General features: G+C 59.3%; 13 protein-coding genes and 2 pseudogenes. 7 read left to right on the plus strand and 8 right to left on the minus strand.

The window, feature by feature from the left end; genetic code table 11:
- A partial coding sequence (locus AC1Q6Y_RS23895) for a DUF5801 repeats-in-toxin domain-containing protein (protein WP_492625285.1) occupies positions 1-2179 on the minus strand: 2179 nt, incomplete at its 3' end.
- 396 nt (positions 2180-2575) lie between these two features.
- Between AC1Q6Y_RS23895 and AC1Q6Y_RS23900 the strand changes: the two genes are divergently transcribed.
- Positions 2576-4006 carry an IS1182 family transposase gene (locus AC1Q6Y_RS23900; protein ID WP_492625286.1) on the plus strand — a complete coding sequence of 477 codons (1431 nt, stop codon included), beginning with the start codon at positions 2576-2578 and terminating at the stop codon, positions 4004-4006.
- Between the two features lie 389 nt (positions 4007-4395).
- Here the strand turns inward: AC1Q6Y_RS23900 and AC1Q6Y_RS23905 are convergent, their stop codons facing one another.
- On the minus strand, positions 4396-4608 hold the full coding sequence (locus AC1Q6Y_RS23905; protein ID WP_008001113.1) for a DUF1059 domain-containing protein: 213 nt from the start codon (positions 4606-4608) through the stop codon (positions 4396-4398).
- Between the two features lie 197 nt (positions 4609-4805).
- Here AC1Q6Y_RS23905 and AC1Q6Y_RS23910 point away from each other — a divergent pair.
- Positions 4806-5084 (plus strand): annotated as a pseudogene (locus tag AC1Q6Y_RS23910) (DNA adenine methylase); the annotation flags it as partial.
- 83 nt (positions 5085-5167) lie between these two features.
- Here the strand turns inward: AC1Q6Y_RS23910 and AC1Q6Y_RS23915 are convergent.
- Positions 5168-9400, minus strand: coding sequence for a DUF5801 repeats-in-toxin domain-containing protein (locus tag AC1Q6Y_RS23915; protein WP_492625287.1), 4233 nt, complete (start codon positions 9398-9400; stop codon positions 5168-5170).
- A gap of 252 nt (positions 9401-9652) precedes the next feature.
- On the opposite strand from AC1Q6Y_RS23915, the pseudogene AC1Q6Y_RS23920 reads away from it, so the two are divergent.
- Positions 9653-9775: pseudogene (locus AC1Q6Y_RS23920) on the plus strand (acetoacetate decarboxylase (ADC)); the annotation flags it as partial.
- A gap of 53 nt (positions 9776-9828) precedes the next feature.
- On the opposite strand, the gene AC1Q6Y_RS23925 reads toward AC1Q6Y_RS23920, so the two are convergent.
- Entirely contained in the window at positions 9829-10278 is a 450-nt protein-coding gene (locus AC1Q6Y_RS23925) for a MerR family transcriptional regulator (RefSeq protein ID WP_090455530.1), read from the minus strand.
- Positions 10279-10530: 252 nt separating this feature from the next.
- Here AC1Q6Y_RS23925 and AC1Q6Y_RS23930 point away from each other — a divergent pair, with 252 nt between their 5' ends.
- Positions 10531-11361, plus strand: a complete 831-nt coding sequence (locus AC1Q6Y_RS23930; protein ID WP_090455529.1) for an alpha/beta fold hydrolase — start codon at positions 10531-10533, stop codon at positions 11359-11361.
- A gap of 368 nt (positions 11362-11729) precedes the next feature.
- Here AC1Q6Y_RS23930 and AC1Q6Y_RS23935 read toward each other — a convergent pair whose 3' ends face one another.
- Together AC1Q6Y_RS23935 and AC1Q6Y_RS23940 are read right to left on the minus strand one after the other, a co-directional pair.
- Positions 11730-12596, minus strand: a complete 867-nt coding sequence (locus AC1Q6Y_RS23935; RefSeq protein WP_057714630.1) for a patatin-like phospholipase family protein — start codon at positions 12594-12596, stop codon at positions 11730-11732.
- Positions 12597-12689: 93 nt separating this feature from the next.
- Positions 12690-13007, minus strand: a complete 318-nt coding sequence (locus tag AC1Q6Y_RS23940; RefSeq protein WP_340312105.1) for a hypothetical protein — start codon at positions 13005-13007, stop codon at positions 12690-12692.
- 514 nt (positions 13008-13521) lie between these two features.
- On the opposite strand from AC1Q6Y_RS23940, the gene AC1Q6Y_RS23945 reads away from it, so the two are divergent.
- Positions 13522-14496, plus strand: coding sequence for a TerC family protein (locus AC1Q6Y_RS23945; RefSeq protein ID WP_492625288.1), 975 nt, complete (start codon positions 13522-13524; stop codon positions 14494-14496).
- Between the two features lie 157 nt (positions 14497-14653).
- Here AC1Q6Y_RS23945 and dapF read toward each other — a convergent pair whose 3' ends face one another.
- Both dapF and AC1Q6Y_RS23955 read right to left on the minus strand, forming a co-directional pair.
- Positions 14654-15469 (minus strand): diaminopimelate epimerase, encoded by an 816-nt coding sequence (gene dapF, locus AC1Q6Y_RS23950; protein ID WP_150814093.1) that lies wholly within the window; start codon positions 15467-15469, stop codon positions 14654-14656.
- Positions 15470-15680: 211 nt separating this feature from the next.
- Entirely contained in the window at positions 15681-16985 is a 1305-nt protein-coding gene (locus tag AC1Q6Y_RS23955; RefSeq protein ID WP_492625289.1) for an MFS transporter, read from the minus strand.
- 163 nt (positions 16986-17148) lie between these two features.
- On the opposite strand from AC1Q6Y_RS23955, the gene AC1Q6Y_RS23960 reads away from it, so the two are divergent.
- Together AC1Q6Y_RS23960 and AC1Q6Y_RS23965 are read left to right on the plus strand one after the other, a co-directional pair.
- Positions 17149-19986 (plus strand): AMP-binding protein, encoded by a 2838-nt coding sequence (locus tag AC1Q6Y_RS23960; protein ID WP_492625290.1) that lies wholly within the window; start codon positions 17149-17151, stop codon positions 19984-19986.
- Between the two features lie 464 nt (positions 19987-20450).
- Positions 20451-21998, plus strand: coding sequence for a phospholipase D-like domain-containing protein (locus AC1Q6Y_RS23965; protein ID WP_492625315.1), 1548 nt, complete (start codon positions 20451-20453; stop codon positions 21996-21998).
- Positions 21999-22155: the final 157 nt, after the last annotated feature.

The following is a 22155-nucleotide window of genomic DNA, read 5'->3' on the forward strand; positions in this document are numbered from 1 at the left end:
GATTGGTGGTATTGGAATGCACCACAGCGCGGAGCTGGTCGAGGATGACATCACCGTTGGCGGCCACGCTGACCGTGAACACCAGCTGACTGGTGGTGGCCGTGCGGCCTTCGACCACGGTGCCGTTGAGCGACAGGTTCACCGCCTCGCCGGTGGCCGTGTCGGTCAGCCCGGAGGCTCCGGCCACCACGCCCAGTGCATAGCTCAGGGTGCCCGCACCATCAGCGCCAAACGCCGAGGTGAAGTTGGCGGCAAAGTTCTGGGTGGCGTTGGTCGCCAGCACCGTCTCGTCCACCATCAGCGTCGGCTCCGTACCGGTGGTGCTGATGCTCGGCCCATCGTCGTCGAAGATGATCTTGGAGCCGATTTCGGTTTTCGAAATAGAGGCCTGGACCAGCGTGAAACCACCGATATCAAAGTCGGCGTGCTCATTGCCCTTGGCAGTGACGGCCGCACCGTTCTCGATAAGCACGCGGTTGTGATCCGCCGTAGTGGTGTATTCAATCTGGTAGCCGGCTTTAATACCGGTGAGGGTTGCGACCCCTGCAGCAAAGCTGATGGTGATGGTGGGATCATTCGCCGAGCCGTTTGAATTCTCGATCACCTGCCCGGCGCTGTTGAAGACGCGAACATTGGTGATGGCCACCGACGCATCGCCCGCGTATCCGTTGATGAAATTCACGCCAGGTTCAGCCGCGGTGCTGGATGCGCTGATTCTTACCACGGCACTCTTGCCGCTTTGCAACTGCACGACGTCGAAACTGGCCGATTTCGCATTGAAGACACCGGTAAAGTCGACGTTGGATTCAAGGTCGGCTTCGTTCTGGTCCAGGTTGGGAATGGTCACATTCTGCCTGGCACCCGTGACGAACGAAAAGCGAATGCCCTCTTGCTCCACAATCATCTGATTGTTGGTGCCGAAGGTGGTCGGGCCACCCGCCTGGCTGGTATTGATCGTGTCGCCAGTCGTTATATTGGCGCCGCTTGATTGGTCTGCGGGGTCCTTGCCGGTGGCAATGATGGTCGGATCCGTGATCCGCAACACACCACCGTCGTTGACAACGTTCGGGTTCGCCTTCGTGAACATCAGGAACAGGTTCTGACCGGAAGGCGCATTGGCCAGATTGAATTCCAGGTCCTGGCTGGCGCCGATGAAAACCTTATCCAGCAGATTGAGCGAATCATCGGCATTCGTCATAACGGGATGCTTGAGCGGCTGGTACTCCACGGTCCAGATCTTGCCGCCGCTGACCGGTGATCCGGTTTCCTCAATATAAGCAGCGAACACAATCGCGCCGCTTGAGCCGCCGGCTCGACCCAGAACGATGTTGTTGTTCGTATCCGTATAGAGAAAGATGCTGGTGCCGTTGAGGGTCAACAGCCCGCTGTCCACGCCATTGAGTGGTGCGCCAGAGGTGCCGACGAAGCTGACATCGGTAATGCTTGCTCCGGGGTCAGCGGTGATGGTGAATGCATTGCTGCCTGTGTTGCCTGCGGCACCGGTATAGCCACTCAAGGCCGCGCCCGTTGCAGTACCTGCCCCCAGTGCGGCCAAACGGGTGGCGAAGGTCGAGGGCAGCGACGTCACCAGGATGTCGTTGTCGTCAGCATCCCCCACTGGGCCTGGCGTGGCAGTGGCGTTCTGCAACCCGGCCGTTTCGTCCAGCGTCACGTCCTCGCCGGTCGCCACGACGCCCAAAACGCTGTCCGTAAAGGACGTAGTCGCCACGGCGTCGTCACCCGTGCCGACTACTCCATCGGCGCCCGCAGAGGCCGCTGTGAGCAGAAACGTTGCGCCTGCCGAGTCGTCGGGATTCACGTACCACGAAGTGGTGACGCTGCCGTTGACTTGGCCGTCGAGATCGCCGGCGCCACCGTCGGTCACGGACCAGGGCTCGTGTCCCTCGCCGGTATTGGTATCGAGCACGTCGTCGGACGTACCCCACACACTATCCGCACCGGCACCGATGGCGTGGTCCACTTCGAGCGTCACGGTGCTGCCGGCGGCGAAACCGCTGGCCGTGATGATGGCCGTGCTGCCGGGGGCGTAGTCTTCAAGGTTGGTGGTGACGGTCGGAATGTAGGTAAAAGTCCAGTCGTGGCTGACGGGTGAAGGATGGTCACCGGCGTTATTGGCCAGGTCACTCGTGGGCGATGAGGTTTTTTTGCGCATAGTCATGACTTTCTCCTGAGCGGGGTCCAGTCATCGGGGGTCGACCTTGGACCATTTTCGGTTCTATTGGTCACAACTATGAACATGCGCCGCAGGCTGCACATCGACTGATACTCCTAGGCGGACTAGGAGTTTCAGGCTATTGGGAAGGGGAGACGGGATGACGCGAAGGAACCGAGCCGCATTTTCCGCTTGTGAATGAGGACATGGCGCTGCTGTTCAAGGTCGCCGGGGCTTTAACCGCCAGCGCGTCGAACTGAGGCTGAACCTGCTCAGGCGGTCGGGTAGAAAGGCGACATGGATTTAACTGGTCGAGAAGGGCCGTTTTTGGCCCAGAGTGTGTAAAAACGCTTTCTTGAACCCTTGCTATGATTTCTGAGGATTTCATCGCAGGGATCGCCCATGAAGCGCTTTATCCAAGGTGAACATCGAGGCCAAGGCACCTTACTTCCTGAGAGCCTCGACGACTACGTCAGCGATACCAATCCGGTGCGTGTAGTCGACGTCTTCGTCGACGAACTCGACCTGGTCAATCTGGGTTTTGAAGGTGCCATTCCAGCCGATACTGGCCGGCCGGCTTACCACCCCGCGATCTTGCTGAAGATCTACATCTACGGCTATCTCAACCGCATCCAGTCGAGCCGACGGCTGGAGCGAGAAGCTCAACGCAACGTCGAGCTGATGTGGTTGACCGGGCGTTTGATGCCGGATTTCAAGACCATCGCCAACTTCCGAAAAGACAACAGCAAGGCCATCCGAAGCGTCTGTCGCCAGTTCGTTGTGCTGTGTCAGCAGTTGGGACTGTTTGGAGAAAATCTGGTCGCCATCGATGGCAGTAAATTCAAAGCAGTCAACAACCGCGACCGCAATTTCACCAGCGCCAAACTGAAGCGGCGAATGGAAGAAATTGAATCGAGCATCAACCGTTACCTGACTGCACTCGATGCTGCCGATCGGCAAGAACCCACAGCTTCCGAGCCTAGCGCCGTTCGGCTGGAAGAGAAAATCGTCAAGCTCAAAACTCAAATGAAGGAGCTTCAAGCGATCGAAATCCAGCTCAATGAATCCCCCGATAAACAGGTCTCACTGACCGATCCAGACGCCCGCTCCATGAAGACTCGCGGCACGGGAATCGTCGGCTACAACGTGCAGACAGCGGTCGATACTCAGCACCATTTGATCGTTGCACATGAGGTGACCAACGTCGGTTCCGACCGGGATCAACTCAGCTCAATGGCCAAGCAGGCCCGCGAGGCGATGGCGTCAGATACGTTGTCGGTAGTGGCTGACCGAGGTTACTTCAAAAGCGAACAAATCCTGGCTTGTCACGATGCCGGTATCACCGCCTATGTGCCCAAGCCGATGACCTCTGGAGCCAAGGCTGACGGGCGTTTCAATAACGATGCCTTCATCTATGACGCGGCAAAAAACGAATACATTTGCCCGGCTGGAGAGGCGCTGATCTGGCGCTATACCAACGTTGAAAAAGGCCTGACGTTGCACCGTTACTGGAGTTCGAAATGCCGGGGCTGCGCAATGAAGCCGCAGTGCACACCGAGCACACAACGGCGGGTTCGACGCTGGGAGCATGAAGCCGTATTGGAGGAGATGCAGCTTCGGCTGAGCAAAACACCGGAGATGATGCGAGTCCGAAAGCGGACGGTTGAGCATCCCTTCGGGACGCTCAAACAATGGATGGGTGCGACGCACTTCCTGACGCGAAAGCTGGCTGGGGTGAGTACGGAGATGAGCTTGAATGTGCTCGCCTACAACATGAAACGGGTCATGAAAGTCATCGGTACTCATCACTTGATGAAGGCGCTAACGGCCTAAAAACCGGCCTGTTTTTACGTATCCCGATGATCTGGCGCGTTGCTGGGGCGGTTTAGCTCATCAGGAAGGGACATCGTGCCTTGATCAGGCTACGAAGCCGGACAGCCGCTCAGCCTTGAAGATCGAAACGGGATCTAGCGTTTTTACACACTCTGGGCCGATAGCAGTCTGTCGAATCAGTTTGAGCTTAACTTGAATGAACACGCAGCCACATTAAACAAGCACTCCAAAGCACCCCCAAGGAGCAGCCATTGGCAGTTCCTTGGGGGTCTCCTTCGTCATTCAGATTGTGCCAGGCATAAAAAACTACCCTCAGGCCTGCGGAGCTCATCGAAATGAGCCTCGTAGGTGCTTATCGATGACAATCACTCCTCTGAAACCCCTGGGTGCTAAGCAGGACGCGGTGCTTCAACAGGCGGGGTTCCGTCGTGAAACATCGTCTTCAGTTGAGCACGCAGTTCTGGTGAGTCGGTGTGCTTGTGAACACTGACCGCATGCTGCGCGGCGGCCTCGAGCAGTTCGTTTTCAGAGTCTGCGGACAGTGCGATTGAGCAGTGGGAATCGCTCGGAAACTCGCGGCAGTCGATGTATTTACGCGCCATGAATGTTTTCCTCCCTACGACGAAGGCAGGCCGTGGCCTGCGTGAACGATCGCTCGACGCGTCCTCCCTACATCAAACACGACTGCATGCCGCATCGAGTGTGCCGATCGTTAAAGTATAGGCCCACCGATGTCAGGGTCGTTGTGCCAGACATAGAAAACGGTCGCGCGGAAACAGGGAGCAGATCGCGACGGCTCGGCATTTACCTGAAACTGCTGCGCATCGAAGAAAATCTCTCAGCCGCGTGGCAGCGTCTGTCTGGCATCTACGTTGAAAATCTGCCCTGGCTGGAATGCGCTGAACGTTACGTGCCCATACTTTCCGCTACATGGACCCGCCGTACTGGCAGACCGTCGGTTATGGTGTGGACTTTCCATTTGATAACTACGAGCGCATGGCATGATTTCATGCGTCGCGGTAAGGGCAGGGTGATGGTCAGTATCAATGACCACCCGGACATTCGCCGCGCATGCGATCATCCGAATCTCTTATCTGAACTGCAAAAAGAATACGAGGGTGGTTTCCTAGGCCACCCTCGCATCCGTTCACGCGCAAAGCTTCAAGCACTGCCAAAAAAGACGTCGGTATTCAGAACATCAACCCCGACCAAGGTGATGGTCGTTGTTTGTCCGCCCGTCTCGGCAACCGTCACGATGCTGTCGGCACCGGTGTTGTCGATCGATTGGACAGCGGCGTTCGGGTCGCCGTTGAGCACCAGTCTGTCCCGCACGCCCGGGCCCGCATCGAAGCCGCTGACCTGGTACAGGTTCTCATTGACTGACAGATCGATGTTGAACGCATCCTGCTCACTGATCGTGCCAACCAGCGTGAAGTCGAAGGGTGCGTTGGCCGGTTCGTTGGCGAACAGGTTGGCGTCAAAGATACTCGTCGCCGAGTCCCCGTCCTTGTCCGTCAGCGTCGCGCTGAACGCCAGCTGGACATCGCTGGCCAGACTCTCGCTCTCCTGAATGAACTGGATCACCGGGATCTTGATATCGCCCCGGCCCATCGTCAGCTGAACCGCGTCGATCAGTGTCGTACCCGCCTTCTCGACGAGGAAGGACACCTGCCCGCCAGCCTCCGGCGTCAGGGTGTTCACCTCGATGCGGTCCGAAAGCGTGCCATCCGCGTAGTAGATCCGGTAGTACAGGTCCTCGGTCGCGGTGTTGTAACCCGCCACGGAGTTGTCGATGAAGACCTTCATTGCCGTCAGCAGGCTCTCTGGGTTGATGACGAAACTTTCATCGGCGTTGCTGATTGCCGCCAGGTTATCGCCCTGGAACACGTTGTTGGCGACGCCGATGCCGGCCGTGCTGACGTTCATGGCCCTCGGGTCGATGTACGACGGCAGAGGGTTGGTTTGTAGCGCGGCTTCGGTGGGGTCGGGTGCTCCGAGCCCGATGCCGGTCAGGATGTCCGCGGTCGACGCCAGCGCCTTCGCGGAAAAGAACACAATCTCCTCGGACGCCGAAGGAATAGCCGGGTTACTCGTCTGAGGAATCAACAATGTGCGCACCGGGTCCGGGCCACCGGCAGCGAGCGAGCCGTCGGCACTGCTGAGCACGATCGTCGAACGGAAGCCTTGCACCAGATCCAGTGCATAGCGACCATCGGCATAGGCGGTCAACGTGTAGTCGACGGTGGTATTCGCCGTTGCGGCGTTGTTGTCGAAATCACCGGTCAAGGTTCCCGCGAACTGGTACGCACCATTGGCATCCGGTGACAGCGCCAGCTCGCTGAGCGTGCCGGTCCCGGTCGTGGTCGTGTTGTCTGGCCTGACGAGAGTGAACTGGTTATTGACCAACGAGATATCCAGACCGGCCGCCCCCAGCCCGTCGGCTCCCGTCGCCATGTTCCAGAACCCGGATTGCGCAAGGACGCTACCGGTCCCGATCAGGTTGCCGAAACTGAGTGCCGGCCCGTCGTCCTTGAACACCAGGTTCTGCCCGATGTTCAGCGTCGCCTGGGCACTGTCGCCGTCCCCGTCGGTCTTGATCGCCGTCAGCGTCACCAGATTGTCCGAGGTCAACGACTTCGAATCATCGGGATTGCTTGGGTCGGAATGCACCACGGCGCGGAGCTGGTCCAGCGTGACGCTGCCATTGGCGGCTACGCTGACCGTGAACACCAGCAGATTACTCGTGGCCGTGCGGCCTTCCACCACGGTGCCATTGAGCGACAGGTTCACCGCCTGGTTCGAGGCCGTGTCCGTCAATCCGGAAGCCCCGGCCACCACGCCCAGCGCATAGCTCAGGGTGCCCGCACCATCGGCGCCAAACGCCGAGGTGAAGTTGGCGGCGAAGCTCTGGGTATCATTGGTCGCCAGTACCGTCTCGTCCACTGTCAGCGTTGGCTCCGTGCCGGTGGTGGTGATGCTCGGCCCGTCGTCTTTGAACACCAGGTTCTGCCCGATGTTCAGCGTCGCCTGGGCGCTGTCGCCCTCCTTGTCGGTAATGGTCGCGGTCAGCGTCACCAGGTTGTCCGAGGTCAAACTCGTCGAGTCATCGGGATTGGTGGCGTCGGGATGCACCACGGCGCGGAGCTGGTCGAGGGTGACATCACCGTTGGCAGCCACGCTGGCCGTGAACACCAGCAGGCTGGTGGTGGCCGTGCGGCCTTCGACCACGGTGCCGTTGAGCGACAGGTTCACCGCCTCGCCTGTCTCCGTGTCGGTCAACCCGGAAGCTCCGGCCACCACGCCCAGCGCATAGGTCAGGGTGCCGGCGCCATCGGCGCCAAACGCCGAATTGAAGTTGGCGGCAAAGTTCTGGGTGTCATTGGTCGCCAGCACCGTTTCGTCCACTGTCAGCATCGGTTCCGTGCCGGTGGTATTGATGCTCGCCCCGTCGTCCTTGAACACCAGGTTCTGACCGATGTTCAGCGTCGCCTGGGCGCTGTCGCCGTCCCCGTCGGTCGTGGTCGCCGTCAGCGTCACCAGGTCGTCCGAGGTCAAACTCGTCGAGTCATCCGGATTGGTTGGGTCGGGATGCACCACGGCGCGGAGCTGGTCGAGGGTGACATCACCATTGGCGGCCACGCTGACCGTGAACACCAGCTGACTGGTGGTGGCCGTGCGGCCTTCGACCACGGCGCCGTTGAGCGACAGGTTCACCGCCTCGCCTGTCTCCGTGTCGGTCAGCCCGGAAGCTCCGGCCACCACGTCCAGCGCATAGGTTTGCGTGCCGGCCCCATCGGCGCCAAACGCCGAGTTGAAGTTGGCGGCAAAGCTCTGGGTGTCGTTGGTCGCCAGTACCGTCTCGTCCACCGTCAGCGTCGGCTCCGTGCCGGTGGTGCTGATGCTCGGCCCGTCGTCGTCGAAGATCATCTTGGAGCCGATTTCGGTGGTGGTAACAGAGGCTTTGACCAGCGTGAAACCACCAATATCAAAGTCGGCGTGGTCATTGCCCTTGGCATTGACGGCCGCACCGTTCTCGATAAGCACGCGGTTGTGATCCGCCGTAGTGGTGTATTCAATCTGGTAGCCGGCTTTAATGCCGGTGAGGGTTGCGACCCCTGCAGCAAAGCTGATGGTAATCGCCGGATCATTCACCGATCCGTCTGAATTCTCGATCACCAGCCCGGTGCTATTGTTGATCACGCGAACATTGGTGATGGCCACCGGCGTATCGCCCGCGTATCCATTGATGAAATTCACGCCAGGTTCAGCCGCGGTGCTGAATGCGCTGACTTTTACGATAGCGCTCTTGCCGCTTTGCAATTGCACAACGTCGAAATTGGCCGACCTCGTGTTGTAGACGTCGGTAAAGTCGACGTTGGATTCAAGATCGGCTTCGTTCTGGTCCAGGTTGGGAATGGTCACATTCTGCCTGGCACCCGTGACGAACGAAAAGCGGATGCCCTCTTGCTCCACAATCATCTGATTGTTGGTGCCGAAGGTGGTCGGGCCACCCGCCTGGCTGGTATTGATCGTGTCGCCAGTGTTTATGTTGACGCCGCTTGACTGGTCTGCGGGGTCCTTGCCGGTGGCGATGATGGTGGGATCCGTGATCCGCAACACACCACCGACATCGACTACGTTCGGGTTCGCCTTCGTGAACATCAGGAACAGGTTCTGACCGGAGGGCGCATTGGCCAGGCTGAATACCAGGTCCTCACTGGCTCCGATGAAAACCTTATTCAACAGATTGAGCGAATCATCGGCGTTCGTCATATCGGGATGCTTGAGCGGTTGGTACTCCACGGTCCAGATCTTGCCGCCCGTGACCGGCGAACCGGTTTCTTCAATGTAGGCAGCGAACACGATCGCACCGGCCGGGCCCCCGGCTCGGCCCAAAACGATGTTGTTGTCGTTCGTATCGGTATAGAGAAGGATGCTGGTGCCATCGAGGGTATCGAGTCCGCTGTCCACGCCATCGAGCGGTGCGCCTGAACTGTCGGTGAAGCTGATATCGGTAATGCTTCCTCCGGGCGCGGTGGTGACGGTGAATGCATCGCTGCCGGTGTTGCCTGCGGCACCGGTATAGCCGCTCAAGGCCGCACCCGTGGCGGTGCCTGCCCCCAGTCCGGCCAAACGGTTAGCGAAGGTCGTGGGCAGGGACGCCACCAGAATGTCGTTGTCGTCAGCGTCCCCCGCAGGGGTTGGCGTGGCAGTGGCGTTCTGCAACCCCGCCGTTTCGTCCAGGGTCACGTCCTCGCCGGTCGCCACGACGCCCAGAGCGCTGGCTGTAACCGACGTTGTCACCAATGACTCGTTGAGGTCAGTGGTGAGGGGCTGGGTGGATAGAGCGATCTGATCGTTCGTTGACGATGAGTTTTTTTTCTGAGTAGCCATGACGTTCTCCAAAGCAATTGCAGTCACCAAGGCCGGACCGCGGACCTTTTTTTGGTACATGCCACAACTATGGATAAACGCCGGGCGATATACATCGGCCGATACTCCCAGACGGGGCAGGAGATTCAGACTACTGGGAAGGGGAGACGGGATGACGCGGAGTCGAATATTCCGCCTGTGAATGAGGGCATGGCGCGGGTGTTCAAGGTTACCGGGGCTTTAACCTCCAGCGCGTCGAACTGAGGCTGAACCAGCCTGTCGAACTACATCCGCTCCTTGAAGCTGGGGAAAATGATGAAGTACGAATACGTGCCAGCGTTCCAAAGTGCGCTCTACGCGCCGCAGCCGTTAGCGGCACTGGCTAACGCACACTGATTCAACGATCCGGCAAAAACCTGTCAGACCTCACAAGCCTGACAGGTGACGTTTTACTTGGACGACGCAATATCACGGCCGCGTGGTGCTACCGCCACACCTTCCTCGCGTAGACGATGCAATAACAACTGCGTGTTGTCCACGCAACCCATGCCTTCAGGCTTGCTTTCAACTCCCTCGATAACCAGAAGAAGTTGCGCTTTATTGAGGGCCAGCCGTTGCTGCAGGACTTCGATTTCCTCAACCTTGCGCTTGAGTCCACTGAGCAACTCTTCATGCCGCCAACCGTTCGCATTCATCGGCAGTAGTTGTCGGATTTCTTCCAGTGAAAACCCCGCCGCCTGGGCGCCCGTGATGATCTCCAAAACCCACTCCGTATCAGGTGCATAGTCCCGATACCCATTGGCTTTGCGCCCGACAGATTTGATCAGGCCGCTCGCTTCGTAAAAACGGATGCGTGAAGGCGCCAGTCCGCTGATTTTCGCCAGTTCGCCTATTCTCATATTCCACTCCGAAAAACCATTGACCTTAAAGTTGACTTTAAACCTAAAGTTATTTGGCGACCAAGCTGCGCGGATGTAATGCATTGCTAAAACGCCATGGAATTCAGGGGTGGGCGAAAACCAGACCAGGACCATTCCCTCTGAACTGCCTATTGGATGGGCTGCACGTTATTGAACAAGGGCAAGGTTCAACAAGGGGCACGATCAGGACACGATTGGTCATACCCTCCATTTCATTCGGGAGATGCGAACATGGGTTATGTCACTACGCAGGACGGTGTTGAGATCTTTTACAAAGACTGGGGGCCACGGGATGCCCAGGTGATCTTTTTTCATCACGGATGGCCACTCAGTGCGGACGACTGGGATGCGCAGATGCTCTTTTTCCTGGCGAACGGCTACCGGGTCATTGCACACGACCGGCGTGGTCACGGGCGATCCAGTCAGGTCTGGGACGGGCATGACATGGATCACTATGCTGATGACGTCGCGGCCGTGGTCAACCATCTTGGGGTACAAGGCGCAGTTCATGTGGGGCACTCCACCGGCGGTGGTGAAGTCATCCATTACATTGCGCGCCACGGCGAAGACCGAGTGTCGAAGGCCGCCATAATCAGCGCCGTGCCACCCTTGATGGTTCAGACACCGAGCAATCCAGGCGGCTTGCCAAAGTCGGTTTTCGATGACTTGCAGGCACAGCTGAAGGCCAACCGCGCACAGTTCTACCATGACGTTCCAGCTGGACCTTTCTACGGTTATAACCGCCCTGGTGCAAAACCGTCTGAGGGCATCATCCGGAACTGGTGGCGACAAGGCATGATGGGCTGTGCAAAGGCGCATTATGACGGGATCGTGGCCTTTTCCCAGACCGACTTTACCGAGGATCTAAAGAGCATCACGATCCCCGTGCTGGTGATGCATGGTGATGATGACCAGATCGTGCCTTATGAAAACTCCGGGCTCTTGTCAGCCAAACTGTTGCAAAACAGCACGCTGAAAACCTACTCGGGCTTCCCGCACGGAATGCCTACGACGAACGCCGATACAATCAACGCCGATTTGCTCGCTTTCCTGCGTGGTTAGTTAACTGGGGGGGTGGGTAAAAAACTGCCCCCCAGTTTCTTCAAAGCCAAAAAATCGATGCGTTGAAGATTCGACTAAGTGGCTGAAAACTGAGCTGACCGAGTGTCCGCTTGCGACTCACTTCGTCTATGTTTCCTGTTCCTCACTGGACTAAAAAAATGGGGCTGTTAATCAATTAATTATTTGCCCTGTTCAGGCTGCCCAGCGTAGTCCGGCGACGCTCAGCAGGATCATGGGCAACCCGAAGCGTGAATTCCAGGATGGCGGCATTTAGGGCGGGTAGGGCGAGATTTGGGTTGATTTTGAAACGCAGGCATCGCTCTGGGTGCTCCGGCCTGAAGGTAAGCTGTTTTGGTAATTCACATCACTCAATGCTCATGGGCATGCGAATGGATGGAAAGGGCACCAGGGACCTTGGTGCGTTCGAGCCCCCCACGTTCCAGCCACCGAAGGGTCTGCTCATAGGCACGCTGCAGCAAAGACTCGGTCTGGTCAAAGTTGAAAACCGAGACATCCACCGGGCACAAGGGCGGGACGATGTGCAGACTGGTGACAGTGCGGAAGTGTTCGATGTCGCTCACCAGCTGGCGCATGCTCATCAGATTGACGGTGTGCAGGGCCAAGGCGACCAGTCCTCGGGGAGGTTGCGTCAGGTCGCAACTCACTCCGGTGGGGATTACCACGACGTTGGTGGCTCCCAAGGCTACGGCAGTCGAAATAGGTGTATTGCTTGCCACGCCGCCATCAACTAGAAACTGATCGGCGATTTGTACGCAGGGGAACACCAGCGGAATGGCAGCGCTGGCCAGTAACGCCTGCTCGAGTTCGCCACTGGACAGAACCGTCTCGGCACCACTGAGCAGGTTGGTGGTGACGATGTACAGGGGCAGCACCGCATCCTCAATGCGGTGAATGGGTAGTGCCTGACCCAGCAGCCGATTCAAGGCCGACGGCTGCAACAGATAGCCACGCCGTTTGATCAATCCTCTACAGGTATCGAACCAAGAGAGGGGGAAGATGTCAGTTTTACTCAGCCCGCGCCAGAATCCGGCGAGCGCCTGGACGCCATCGGAATCGGGTCTTGCGGCAAAGTAGGCACCGTTGATAGCGCCTACCGAAGCACCAATCACCATGTCAAACCGAACATTGGCTTCGACCAGGGCCCGCAACATTCCCACCTGCACCGCCCCCAAACTGCCACCGCCAGCGAATACGATTGCGGTTTTGGTCGTCATGGCGGAAGTCTCTGTGCGGAAATGTATCGAATGAGTGTAGCTGGCGGGGCGGCATGACTTCCGGCAGCCCGCCATATGCATTCAGTGCGCGACCTATGAAGCGGCGCTCGCCTCATTGGTAGAATTCAAATAGCAGGCCATCTCCCGTTCGACAACGTCGATCTCATTTAGCCCCCAGTTTGTAAGGGGCGCGGAAAGTTTGCCGGTCGACGCAAAACTCGCCGCCAGCAGACGGGTCATCAGCGTCTTTGCCAAGTCCAGTTGCTCCTGAAGCTCCTGAACCGCGCGATCAGCCTTGTCCAGGCTCTGTCGCAGGGCATCGCGCCCGGCAGTGATCTGTCCGACACTGGCCATCGTTTCATGTGGGTCGACCATCAATGCCGCTTTTTCTTCCAAAGATTTATCACTCATCAATGTGCTCGTTCGCTCAGGTTCAAGGTCAGGCACGCGCAGGCCTTGCCTCAGTGATATCGGCACGAGAGTTTATTCCTATAGTTTTCTATCGCACTGCTGCGCAAGGTGCCGACCAACGGCAGCGGAACCCATCAGTACCCCCGACCCGAAACGCCCGCTGAACGATTTAGCCTATCTGTTGCGTTGGTGGGTTGAATCCACAACCCATAGCTGACGGTCGGCTTGGCTCAGATTCAGGTTGAGCAAGCCTGTCTCTCGAATCAACACTTCGTAAAAAACGAACAATTCGCAACGAATAAACGATTTTTACTGATGCTACATGCCCGTTAGCATGACCTCTTCCAGCCCATTTACTTCATGCAGAGACAGTCATGCAGAAGGCCATCCAATGCCGCGGTTTCGAGATTACTTCAGCAAGCGCCTGGCCTACCGCTTAAGTCACTGCGCCGCCCGCATTGGGGCGGGTGATCGTGCGGCGCTATATGAGTATCGGCCAACCTTGGATAGTTAAATGACCACCATTAGCGTCGGCCAATCTTGGATGTGGGCCGCCTTTATCGGGTTCGTCCTCGCCATGCTGGCGCTGGATCTTTTCGTTTTCGGCGGGCGCAAGGCGCATCGTGTTTCGGTACGCGAAGCGCTGGCCTGGGTCATCGCCTGGACCAGTTTGGCGTTGGTCTTCTCCGTTCTGCTCTGGTGGTATCTGCGCAGCATGTTCGGCGCCGAAGTGGCCCAGCGTACAACGCTCGAATTCCTGACGGGCTACCTGATCGAGCAGTCGCTGTCGATCGACAACATGTTCGTTTTCGTGATGATCTTCGGCTATTTCGCCGTGCCGCAAGCGTTGCAGCGCCGCGTCCTGCTCTATGGCGTGCTCGGCGCCATCATCATGCGCGCCGGTATGATTTTCGCCGGTGTCTGGCTGGTGCAGGAGTTTGCCTGGCTGCTCTATGTCTTTGGCGCTTTCCTCCTCATCACCGGCTTCAAGATGCTGATCTTCGCCAACCAGCAGCCAGAGCTCGAAAAGAACCCTTTGCTGCGCTGGCTGCGTAGCCATCTTCGCATCACCGACGGTTTTCACGGCGAGCGCTTCTTCGTGCGCCAGAACGGCCTGCGCTGGGCGACGCCGCTGTTCCCGGTGCTGGTGCTGATCGAGGCCAGCGACCTGGTGTTCGCGGTCGACAGCATCCCGGCTATCTTCGCCGTCACCACCGACCCCTTCATCGTGTTCACCTCCAATATCTTCGCCATCATGGGCATGCGCGCACTGTATTTTCTGCTTGCCGACATGGCCTACCGTTTCCACTTGCTCAAATATGGTCTGGCCATCGTACTGGTGTTCATCGGCGGCAAGATGCTGGTCGCGCCGTGGTGGCACATGCCGATCCAATGGTCGCTGACCACAGTTGGCGGCATCATCTTGATTTCGGTACTGTTGAGCCTGACTTTGACGAAGAGCAAAACACGGGTTACGGGAGAACAATGATGAATTTGAGACAAGAACGGGCGATGGCGGCACCGACGCTAGCTGAGCGCGACAGTGATGGTCGACTGATCGGCGTAGTCATCGACCGGTTGAATCCACAACCCAAAGCAGACGGTGGCGACAGGCAAAAGTCGGCCAATAGCGGCCTACCTGAAAATCAAGCTTTCAACAAAGCATCCGCGATTGTTCCTGAAAAAGTCGTCTCTACCGGCCCGGTGAGAAAAACTGATCCCTCGCCATCCCATTGAACCGTTACAGCTCCGCCGTCACATTCGACCTCAACGCAATTGTCTAGCAAGCCACGACGAATTCCGTTAACTGCGGCGCCGCAAGAGCAGGAGCCTGAACCCAGCGGGATACCGCCCCCGCGCTCCCAAATTCGCAACCGGATGTGCTTTCGGTCAATGATCTGGACGAAATGCACGTTCGTCCTGAGGGGAAACAAGGGGTTGGTTTCAACTCCCGGTCCAATCGTTGCAATCTCAACGGCTGTCAGATCATCCACAAAATAGGTGCAGTGCGGATTTCCCATGCTGCAAGCTGTTGGGTGACCGGCAAGTGGCATCACTAAAGTGTCCATTTCCAAAGCCAGAGGAACATCCGACCAACCCAAAAGTGGCTTTCCCATGTTTACAGAAATGGCGCCGGTTGAAGTTCGTTCGCAAGTCAGCAGGCCACGGTTGGTTCGCAGTGCTGCCGAAGTCATATTGGATTCACGCATCAGCATATCAGCGGCCCCGCGCGTTGCGCTGCCACAAGCGTCCAGCGTTGAGCCATCTGCATTCCAGAACATCAAACGCGCATCTGCATCATCGCAATCAAACACCACCGCGAGTTGATTGAAGCCGACTCCTCGGTTCCGATCTCCCATTAGACGAGCCATATTGCTGGTGATTGGATTCGGTGATTTTCGCGAGTCGACGATAACGAAATCATCGCCATTGGCGTGCATTTTATGAAAGCTGAGCGGCATAAATAGACCTGGCAGCGAGACATGTGATGAGTTGACGTTTTAAAGCGATCTATCCCTATTCGCATGACTTTTGCAAGCTACGTGAAAACTCATGAGGCGAATGTGTTTGGCAGACTGGACACATCGTTGTGTTTGATTCATCACCAGCAGCTTTTGGCCGAATTAGGTCAGTTTCGACAGGCGAAGACTGACCCGATGCAGGGAGTCTCTTTCACTTTTCGAGACTCTCGGTATGGCTGACAGCTACCTGCCGCCCGCGCTCCAGGTTGACGCCGGCCAGGATCAGCAGGCCGACAACGAAATAGCTGCCGGTAATCAGCATCGCCAGGCGGTGATCGCCTCCGGACAGCCAACTGGTCAAGCCGTAAGTCATGGGGCCGAGGATTGCCGACAGTTTGACGGCCAGCCCCCAGAGGCCGAAGAACTCCGCTAGCCGCGTCGGCGGCGCGAGCAGACCGACTATCGCACGTCCGGCCGATTGGCTGGCGCCCATGCACAGACCGGCGAGGTTGGCCGCCAGCCAGAACAGCCCGGGGCCGCGCGCGACCCAGACCAGACCGACCATGCCGAGCCAGCCCAGCAGGGTCAGCGCCAGCGTGGTGCGATGGCCGAGGCGATCCTGCAGCCAACCGAACAGCACGGCACCGATGGAGGCCGTGATATTCACCACGAAGATCAGCAGCAGCGTGTCCTGGGTACCGAAGCCCATGACCTGATTGGCATAGATGGCAGCCAGGGTGATCACCGCCGAGATACCGGCCTGGTAGCAGACGGTGCAGGCAAGGAAGCGCAGCAGGTCACGATAGCGGTCGGCTTCGCGCAGCGTCTGCGCGAAGCGCGCCAGCGCCGCTTGCGGGATAGGCCTGTCGCTGCTCCCTGTTTGCGGCAGGCTGCGTTCACGCAAGAACAGGAAGGTCGGTACGCTGGCCAACGCGAACAAGACCGCAGTGATCAGCATGCACACCGGCACGAACTGCGCCGCTGTCTGGCCTTGCGCCTGGGCCCAGCTGACGAAGGCCAGGCAGGCGCCCAGGCTGACCAAACCGCCAATGTAACCCAACCCCCAGCCCCAGCCGGACACCTTGCCCAAGGCATCCGCACGGGCGAGCTGGGGCAGGAAGGCGGCAATCAGGTTCTCGCCGCTGCCGAAGCAGTAGTTGGATAGCACGATGAACAGAATCGCAACGCCAAGCTCTCCCGGCCCGGCCAACGCCAGTCCAGCGGTAAAGACGACGCAACCGATCGTGCTGAACAGCAGCAGGCGTTTCTTGCAGGCGAAGGCGTCGGCGTAGGCACCGATCAGCGGAGCGGTCAGGATGATCAAGGCGTAAGAGAGGGATATGGCGCTGGTCCAGGCCAGCGTACCCCAGGCTTCGCCCTTGGCGACCACGGCGACGAAGTAGGCGTTGAACACGGCGGTGATCACCACGGTCGTGTAACCGGAGTTGGCGAAATCGAACATCGCCCAGGCCCAGATTTCTCGGCGTGTCACTCCGGGGGCAAGGCTGGCTGGCATGGCAGATCTCTCTGCAGGGGCTGCGTTCTTCAGAAGCCTAGCCCCGGCTCACCCATCCTGCGAGCGCTGCAGCTGATGATGGCATTCCCAGTCGTCTCAGTAGGCGCATAATGGCAATTGGCAAGGATCTACACACAGATTGTTCTGTCATGAGGGGCTGCCGATGCCTCGTCCGCCTCCAGAAACCCGTGCCGTTCCCCGTTGCGATGGGGACGCGGAAAAATTGCTCGAAATTGTCCGGCGCACCGTGGTCGAGCTGCGCCCGCAAGCGGCAGAAGGTTTGCAAGTCACCTTGCACAGCGTGCTGGATCGGGATCTGGGCGTAGACAGCCTGGCTCGAGTCGAGCTCTGGTCACGTATCGAGCACGAATTCGGTGTGCGCTTGCCAGAAAACCTGTTCGCCTCGGCAGACACCCCCACCGACATACTGCGCGTGCTGCACAGCAGGCATGGCGCCGAGGCCGTACGTCCGTTGCCCTCCAGCAACTCCAGCGAGACCCTGATAGCAACGGGGCAGACGCCAGACGCCGCGCGGACCTTGATCGAGGTACTGGACTGGCATGTGCGCCAGCAGCCGCAGCATCTCCACGTGCGCCTGCTAGGTGAAAGTGACCAGCAGGAAGATATCAGCTATGGCGCCTTGCACCAGGGTGCCTTGGCCGTTGCCGCAGGGCTGCAACGCTGTGGCTTGCACGCCGGTCAGACCGTGGCGCTGATGCTGCCCACAGGCCGCGACTTTCTCCAGGGCTTTTTCGGCATCCTGTTGGCCGGTGGTGTGCCGGTGCCCATCTACCCACCGCTGCGCCTGTCGCAGATAGAGGATCATCTGCGCCGCCAGGCCGGTATTCTGCGCAACGCCGAGGCCAAAGTGCTGATTACCGTGACGCAAGCGAAGCTGCTCGCCCGGTTGCTCCAGCCGCAGGTCCCGAGCCTGACGCGCATTGCCAGCGTGGCCGAGCTGACAGGCGAGGGGGGCGAGTGTGTCACACCGCCGCGGCAACCGGATGACATCGCCTTCCTGCAGTACACCTCGGGCAGTACTGGCCAGCCCAAGGGTGTGATGGTCAGCCACGCCAATCTGCTGGCCAATCTGCGCGCCATGGGGAGGGCTCTGAAGGTGGGGCCGCAAGACGTGTTCGTCAGCTGGCTGCCCATGTACCACGACATGGGATTGATCGGTGCCTGGCTGGGCAGCCTGTACTACGGCTACAGCCTGATGCTGATGTCGCCGCTGGCTTTCCTGGCACGGCCGGCGCGTTGGCTATGGGCCATCGACCGCTTCCGCGGCACGTTGTCGGCGGCGCCCAACTTTGCCTACGAACTGTGCCTGAACAAACTTGCTGACGGCGACCTCGAGGGCCTGGACCTGAGCAGTTGGCGCCTGGCCTTCAACGGTGCCGAACCGGTCAGCCCGCAGACCTTGCAGCGCTTCGCCGAACGTTTCGTTCGCTACGGCTTGGCCCCTACCGCGTTGGCGCCGGTCTATGGGTTGGCCGAGGCTACGCTGGGCGTGGCCTTTCCTCCCCTGGGCCGAGGGCCGCTGATCGACCGGGTACAGCGCGATGCGTTCCAGGCCCGTGGCAATGCACTGCCCGCCGAAGCGGATGCCAGCGCAACGCTGCGCTTCGTCTCCAGCGGTCGACCACTGCCGGGCCATCAGATTCGTATCGTCGATGGCAGCGGAATCGAACTGCCCGAACGCAGCGAAGGGCACCTGCAATTTCGCGGGCCGTCTACCTCGGCAGGCTACTACCGCAACCCCGAAGAGACCCGCCGGGTGCTGCGCGATGGCTGGTTCGACTCGCTCGACTTCGCCTACATGGCCGGCGGCGAGGTCTACCTGACCGGCCGCGCCAAGGACTTGATCATCCGTGCCGGGCGCAACATCTACCCCTACGATGTCGAAGCAGCGGTCGGCAATCTGCCCGGGCTGCGCAAAGGCTGCATCGCGGTGTTCGGCAGTCCGGAGCCGGCCACCGGCACCGAGCGCCTGGTGGTGTTGGCGGAAAGCTACGAGAAGGACGCTGCTGCGCGGCAACAGCTGCAGCAGGAGGTCAACCGTATCGTGTTCGACCTCACCGGTGTGGCGCCCGACGATATCGTTCTGGCGCCACCGCATAGCGTACTGAAAACCTCCAGCGGAAAGCTTCGCCGTGCTGCCAGTCGTGAACTGTATGAGCGCGGCGAAGTGGGGCGGCCGCACCTGGCCGTTTGGCGCCAGCTGCTGCGCCTGGTATTGCAGGCCTTGCGCGGGCATTTCGGTCGCAGCTGGCAGACCTGCCGCGCCGCGTTGTATGCCACTTACATCTGGCTGCTGTTCTGGCTGGTCACACCGCTGACCTGGCTGGTCGTTGCGATCCTGCCGCGCCAGCGTTGGTGTCGCAGTTTTACCCGTACGGCCTCCCGGCTGTTTCTGCGCCTGGCGGGTGTTCCGTTTAGTGTCACGGGACTCGAACGCCTGCCTTCCTCCTCGGTGAGCGTGCTGGCCGCAAACCATGCCAGCTACCTCGATGGTGTCATTCTCAGCGCGGCCCTACCGCCACAGTTCAGCTTCGTTGCCAAGCGCGAATTGGCTGACCAGTGGATCGCCGGCCGGTTCCTGCGCAAGCTCGGCGCCCGCTTTGTCGAACGCTTCGACCTGCAGCGCAGCGCCGCAGACACCGAGCCCCTGGCCGAGGCGCTGCAGGCTGGCCAGCCCTTGGTGTTCTTTCCCGAGGGAACCTTCACCCGCGAGCCAGGATTGCGAACGTTCCACATGGGCGCCTTCGTGCTAGCTGCGCGTGCCGGCGTGCCGCTGCTGCCGGTCGCAATTTGCGGCACGCGCAAGGTGCTGCGCGACGGTCAGTGGTACCCGCGCCACGGTGCAATCCACGTCAACGTCTGTCCTCCGCTGTTGGCAGACGGGCCGGACTGGATGGAGGCAATCAAGCTGCGGGATGCGACGATAGCGATGCTGCTAGAGCACCTGGATGAATCGGAACGAGCCCAGCGCCCAAGTTAGGCGACTACTTTGCTGCCGTCGTTTTTCCAGAGCCGTTTATAGAGTGGGCACACGTCAAAATCTAAATCCGCTGTGAGCGCCCGCTTTTGGCTGACTGCTGCCTGTCGCGAAGGGCCGAAAACGACTCAGTCACTCCGGTGCCATCATCACCACAAGCGTCATCTTGATGAACTCTTCAATCTTATCGATGGCTTCCAGGGCACCGCGTAAGTTGTTAGCGACACCGGCTGACCCAAACTGTTCGACCCAGCCAGGCGCTATAGCGGAGGGCGGGCCTGCACCCGGCCCAGGGCGGTTTCATGCTCTGGGCGCAGCTGCTGGAATATTTCGACACGCTGCTTGAAACGGGCTTTACTGGAACAAGTCGTGCGGACTATCGAGGGCTGCATGTGCTCGGCAGCCAGTACTGGCTGGATGCCGAGTTCAAAACTACACCCGTTGTGGTTGAGGAGCAGTCCTTGCCCATGTCCCGGTTTCTCTGCGCCATGCTGTTCGCGCTGCTGCTCGTCGGCTGCGCCACCACGCGATTGCCCCACGAATTCAGCGAGGCGATACCCGCCAGCGATTCGGTGTTCGGGCGCTCGATCCAGGCTCAGGCCGCCGCGCATGAGGGGCGCTCGGGTTTTCGCTTGCTGCCCAACAGCAGTGAAGCATTCCGGGCGCGCGCGGAGTTGATCCGCAATGCGCAGAAAGCCGTCGATCTGCAGTACTACATCGTGCATAACGGTTTCAGCACTCGGGCGCTGGTGCATGAAATGCTGCTGGCAGCAGATCGCGGCGTACGGGTACGCATCTTGCTCGATGACACTGCCAGCGACGGCCAGGAAGAAGTCATCGCTACCCTGGCGGTGCACCCGAACATCCATATCCGCGTCTTCAACCCTTTGCATCTGGGGCGCAGCACCGTGGTCACTCGAACCATGGGCCGCCTGCTTGATCTTTCCCAACAACACCGACGCATGCACAACAAACTGTGGCTGGCCGACAACAGCGCAGCGATCGTCGGCGGACGCAACCTGGGGGATGAATATTTCGACGCCAGGCCCGACCACAACTTCACCGACATGGACCTGCTGGGCATCGGCCCGGTCGCCGAGCAATTGGGGCACAGCTTCGATCAGTACTGGAACAGCGCCTTGAGCCAGTCGATCAGTGACTTCCAGCTCAACAAGCCAACAGCGCAAGACTTGCTCGAAAGCCGCCAACGCCTGGAGCAATCGCTCCAGACCTCACGTATCGAGAGCAAGGCGTTGTACAACCATCTCATGACCTACCAGACTCAACCGCAACTCGAGACCTGGCGCAAGCAGCTGATCTGGGCCCATAGCAAGGCGATGTGGGACGCTCCAAGCAAGGTCCTGGCCAGCGGCGAACCGGCACGCGCGCTATTGATGGCCACACAGCTGCGGCCTGAACTCGATAGCGTCAATAGCGAGCTGATCATGATCTCGGCCTATTTCGTCCCGCAAAAGCCGGGCATGGACTATCTCCTGGGTCGTGCCGATGCCGGCGTTGATGTGCGCCTGCTGACCAACTCACTGGAGGCCACCGATGTGCCGGCGGTGCATGGCGGCTATGCACCGTATCGCAAGACTCTGCTCGAACATGGCGTGAAACTCTATGAGCTGCGGCGCCAGCCGGACGATCCCGGTCGTAGCTCCTCGTTTGGTTTCAGTGGTGGCTCTGACTCCAGCCTGCACACCAAGGCCATGATCCTGGACAGACAGAAAGTGTTCGTCGGCTCGTACAATTTCGACCCGCGTTCAGTGTTCTGGAACACTGAAGTCGGGGTGCTGGTCGATAGTCCCGAACTGGCCGGCTACGTACGCCAGCTGGCGCTTGAGGGCATGGCGCCGGCCCGGAGTTACCAGGCCCGACTGGAAAACGGCGAAATTGTCTGGCTCACCGAGGACGACGACCGCCTGCATACCTTGCGCAAGGAGCCCGGCGGCAGGTGGCGCAGCTTCAAGGCCTGGCTCAGCGACAAGATCGGCCTGGAGAAAATGCTCTAGATCGAAACCCGGAGTACACCCACTGGCCTCACGCCCGCGTGTGAGCATTCAATCAGAGCGCAGGGCTTGCGTCAGGCCGCCGTGCAATAGGGACTTACAAAGAAGCCTTTCGATAAGGGTGACGCGATCAAGCTGGATGTCTTCTGACGTTTTTGTC

The organism is Pseudomonas sp. GW823-FHT06E10, from assembly GCF_058794995.1.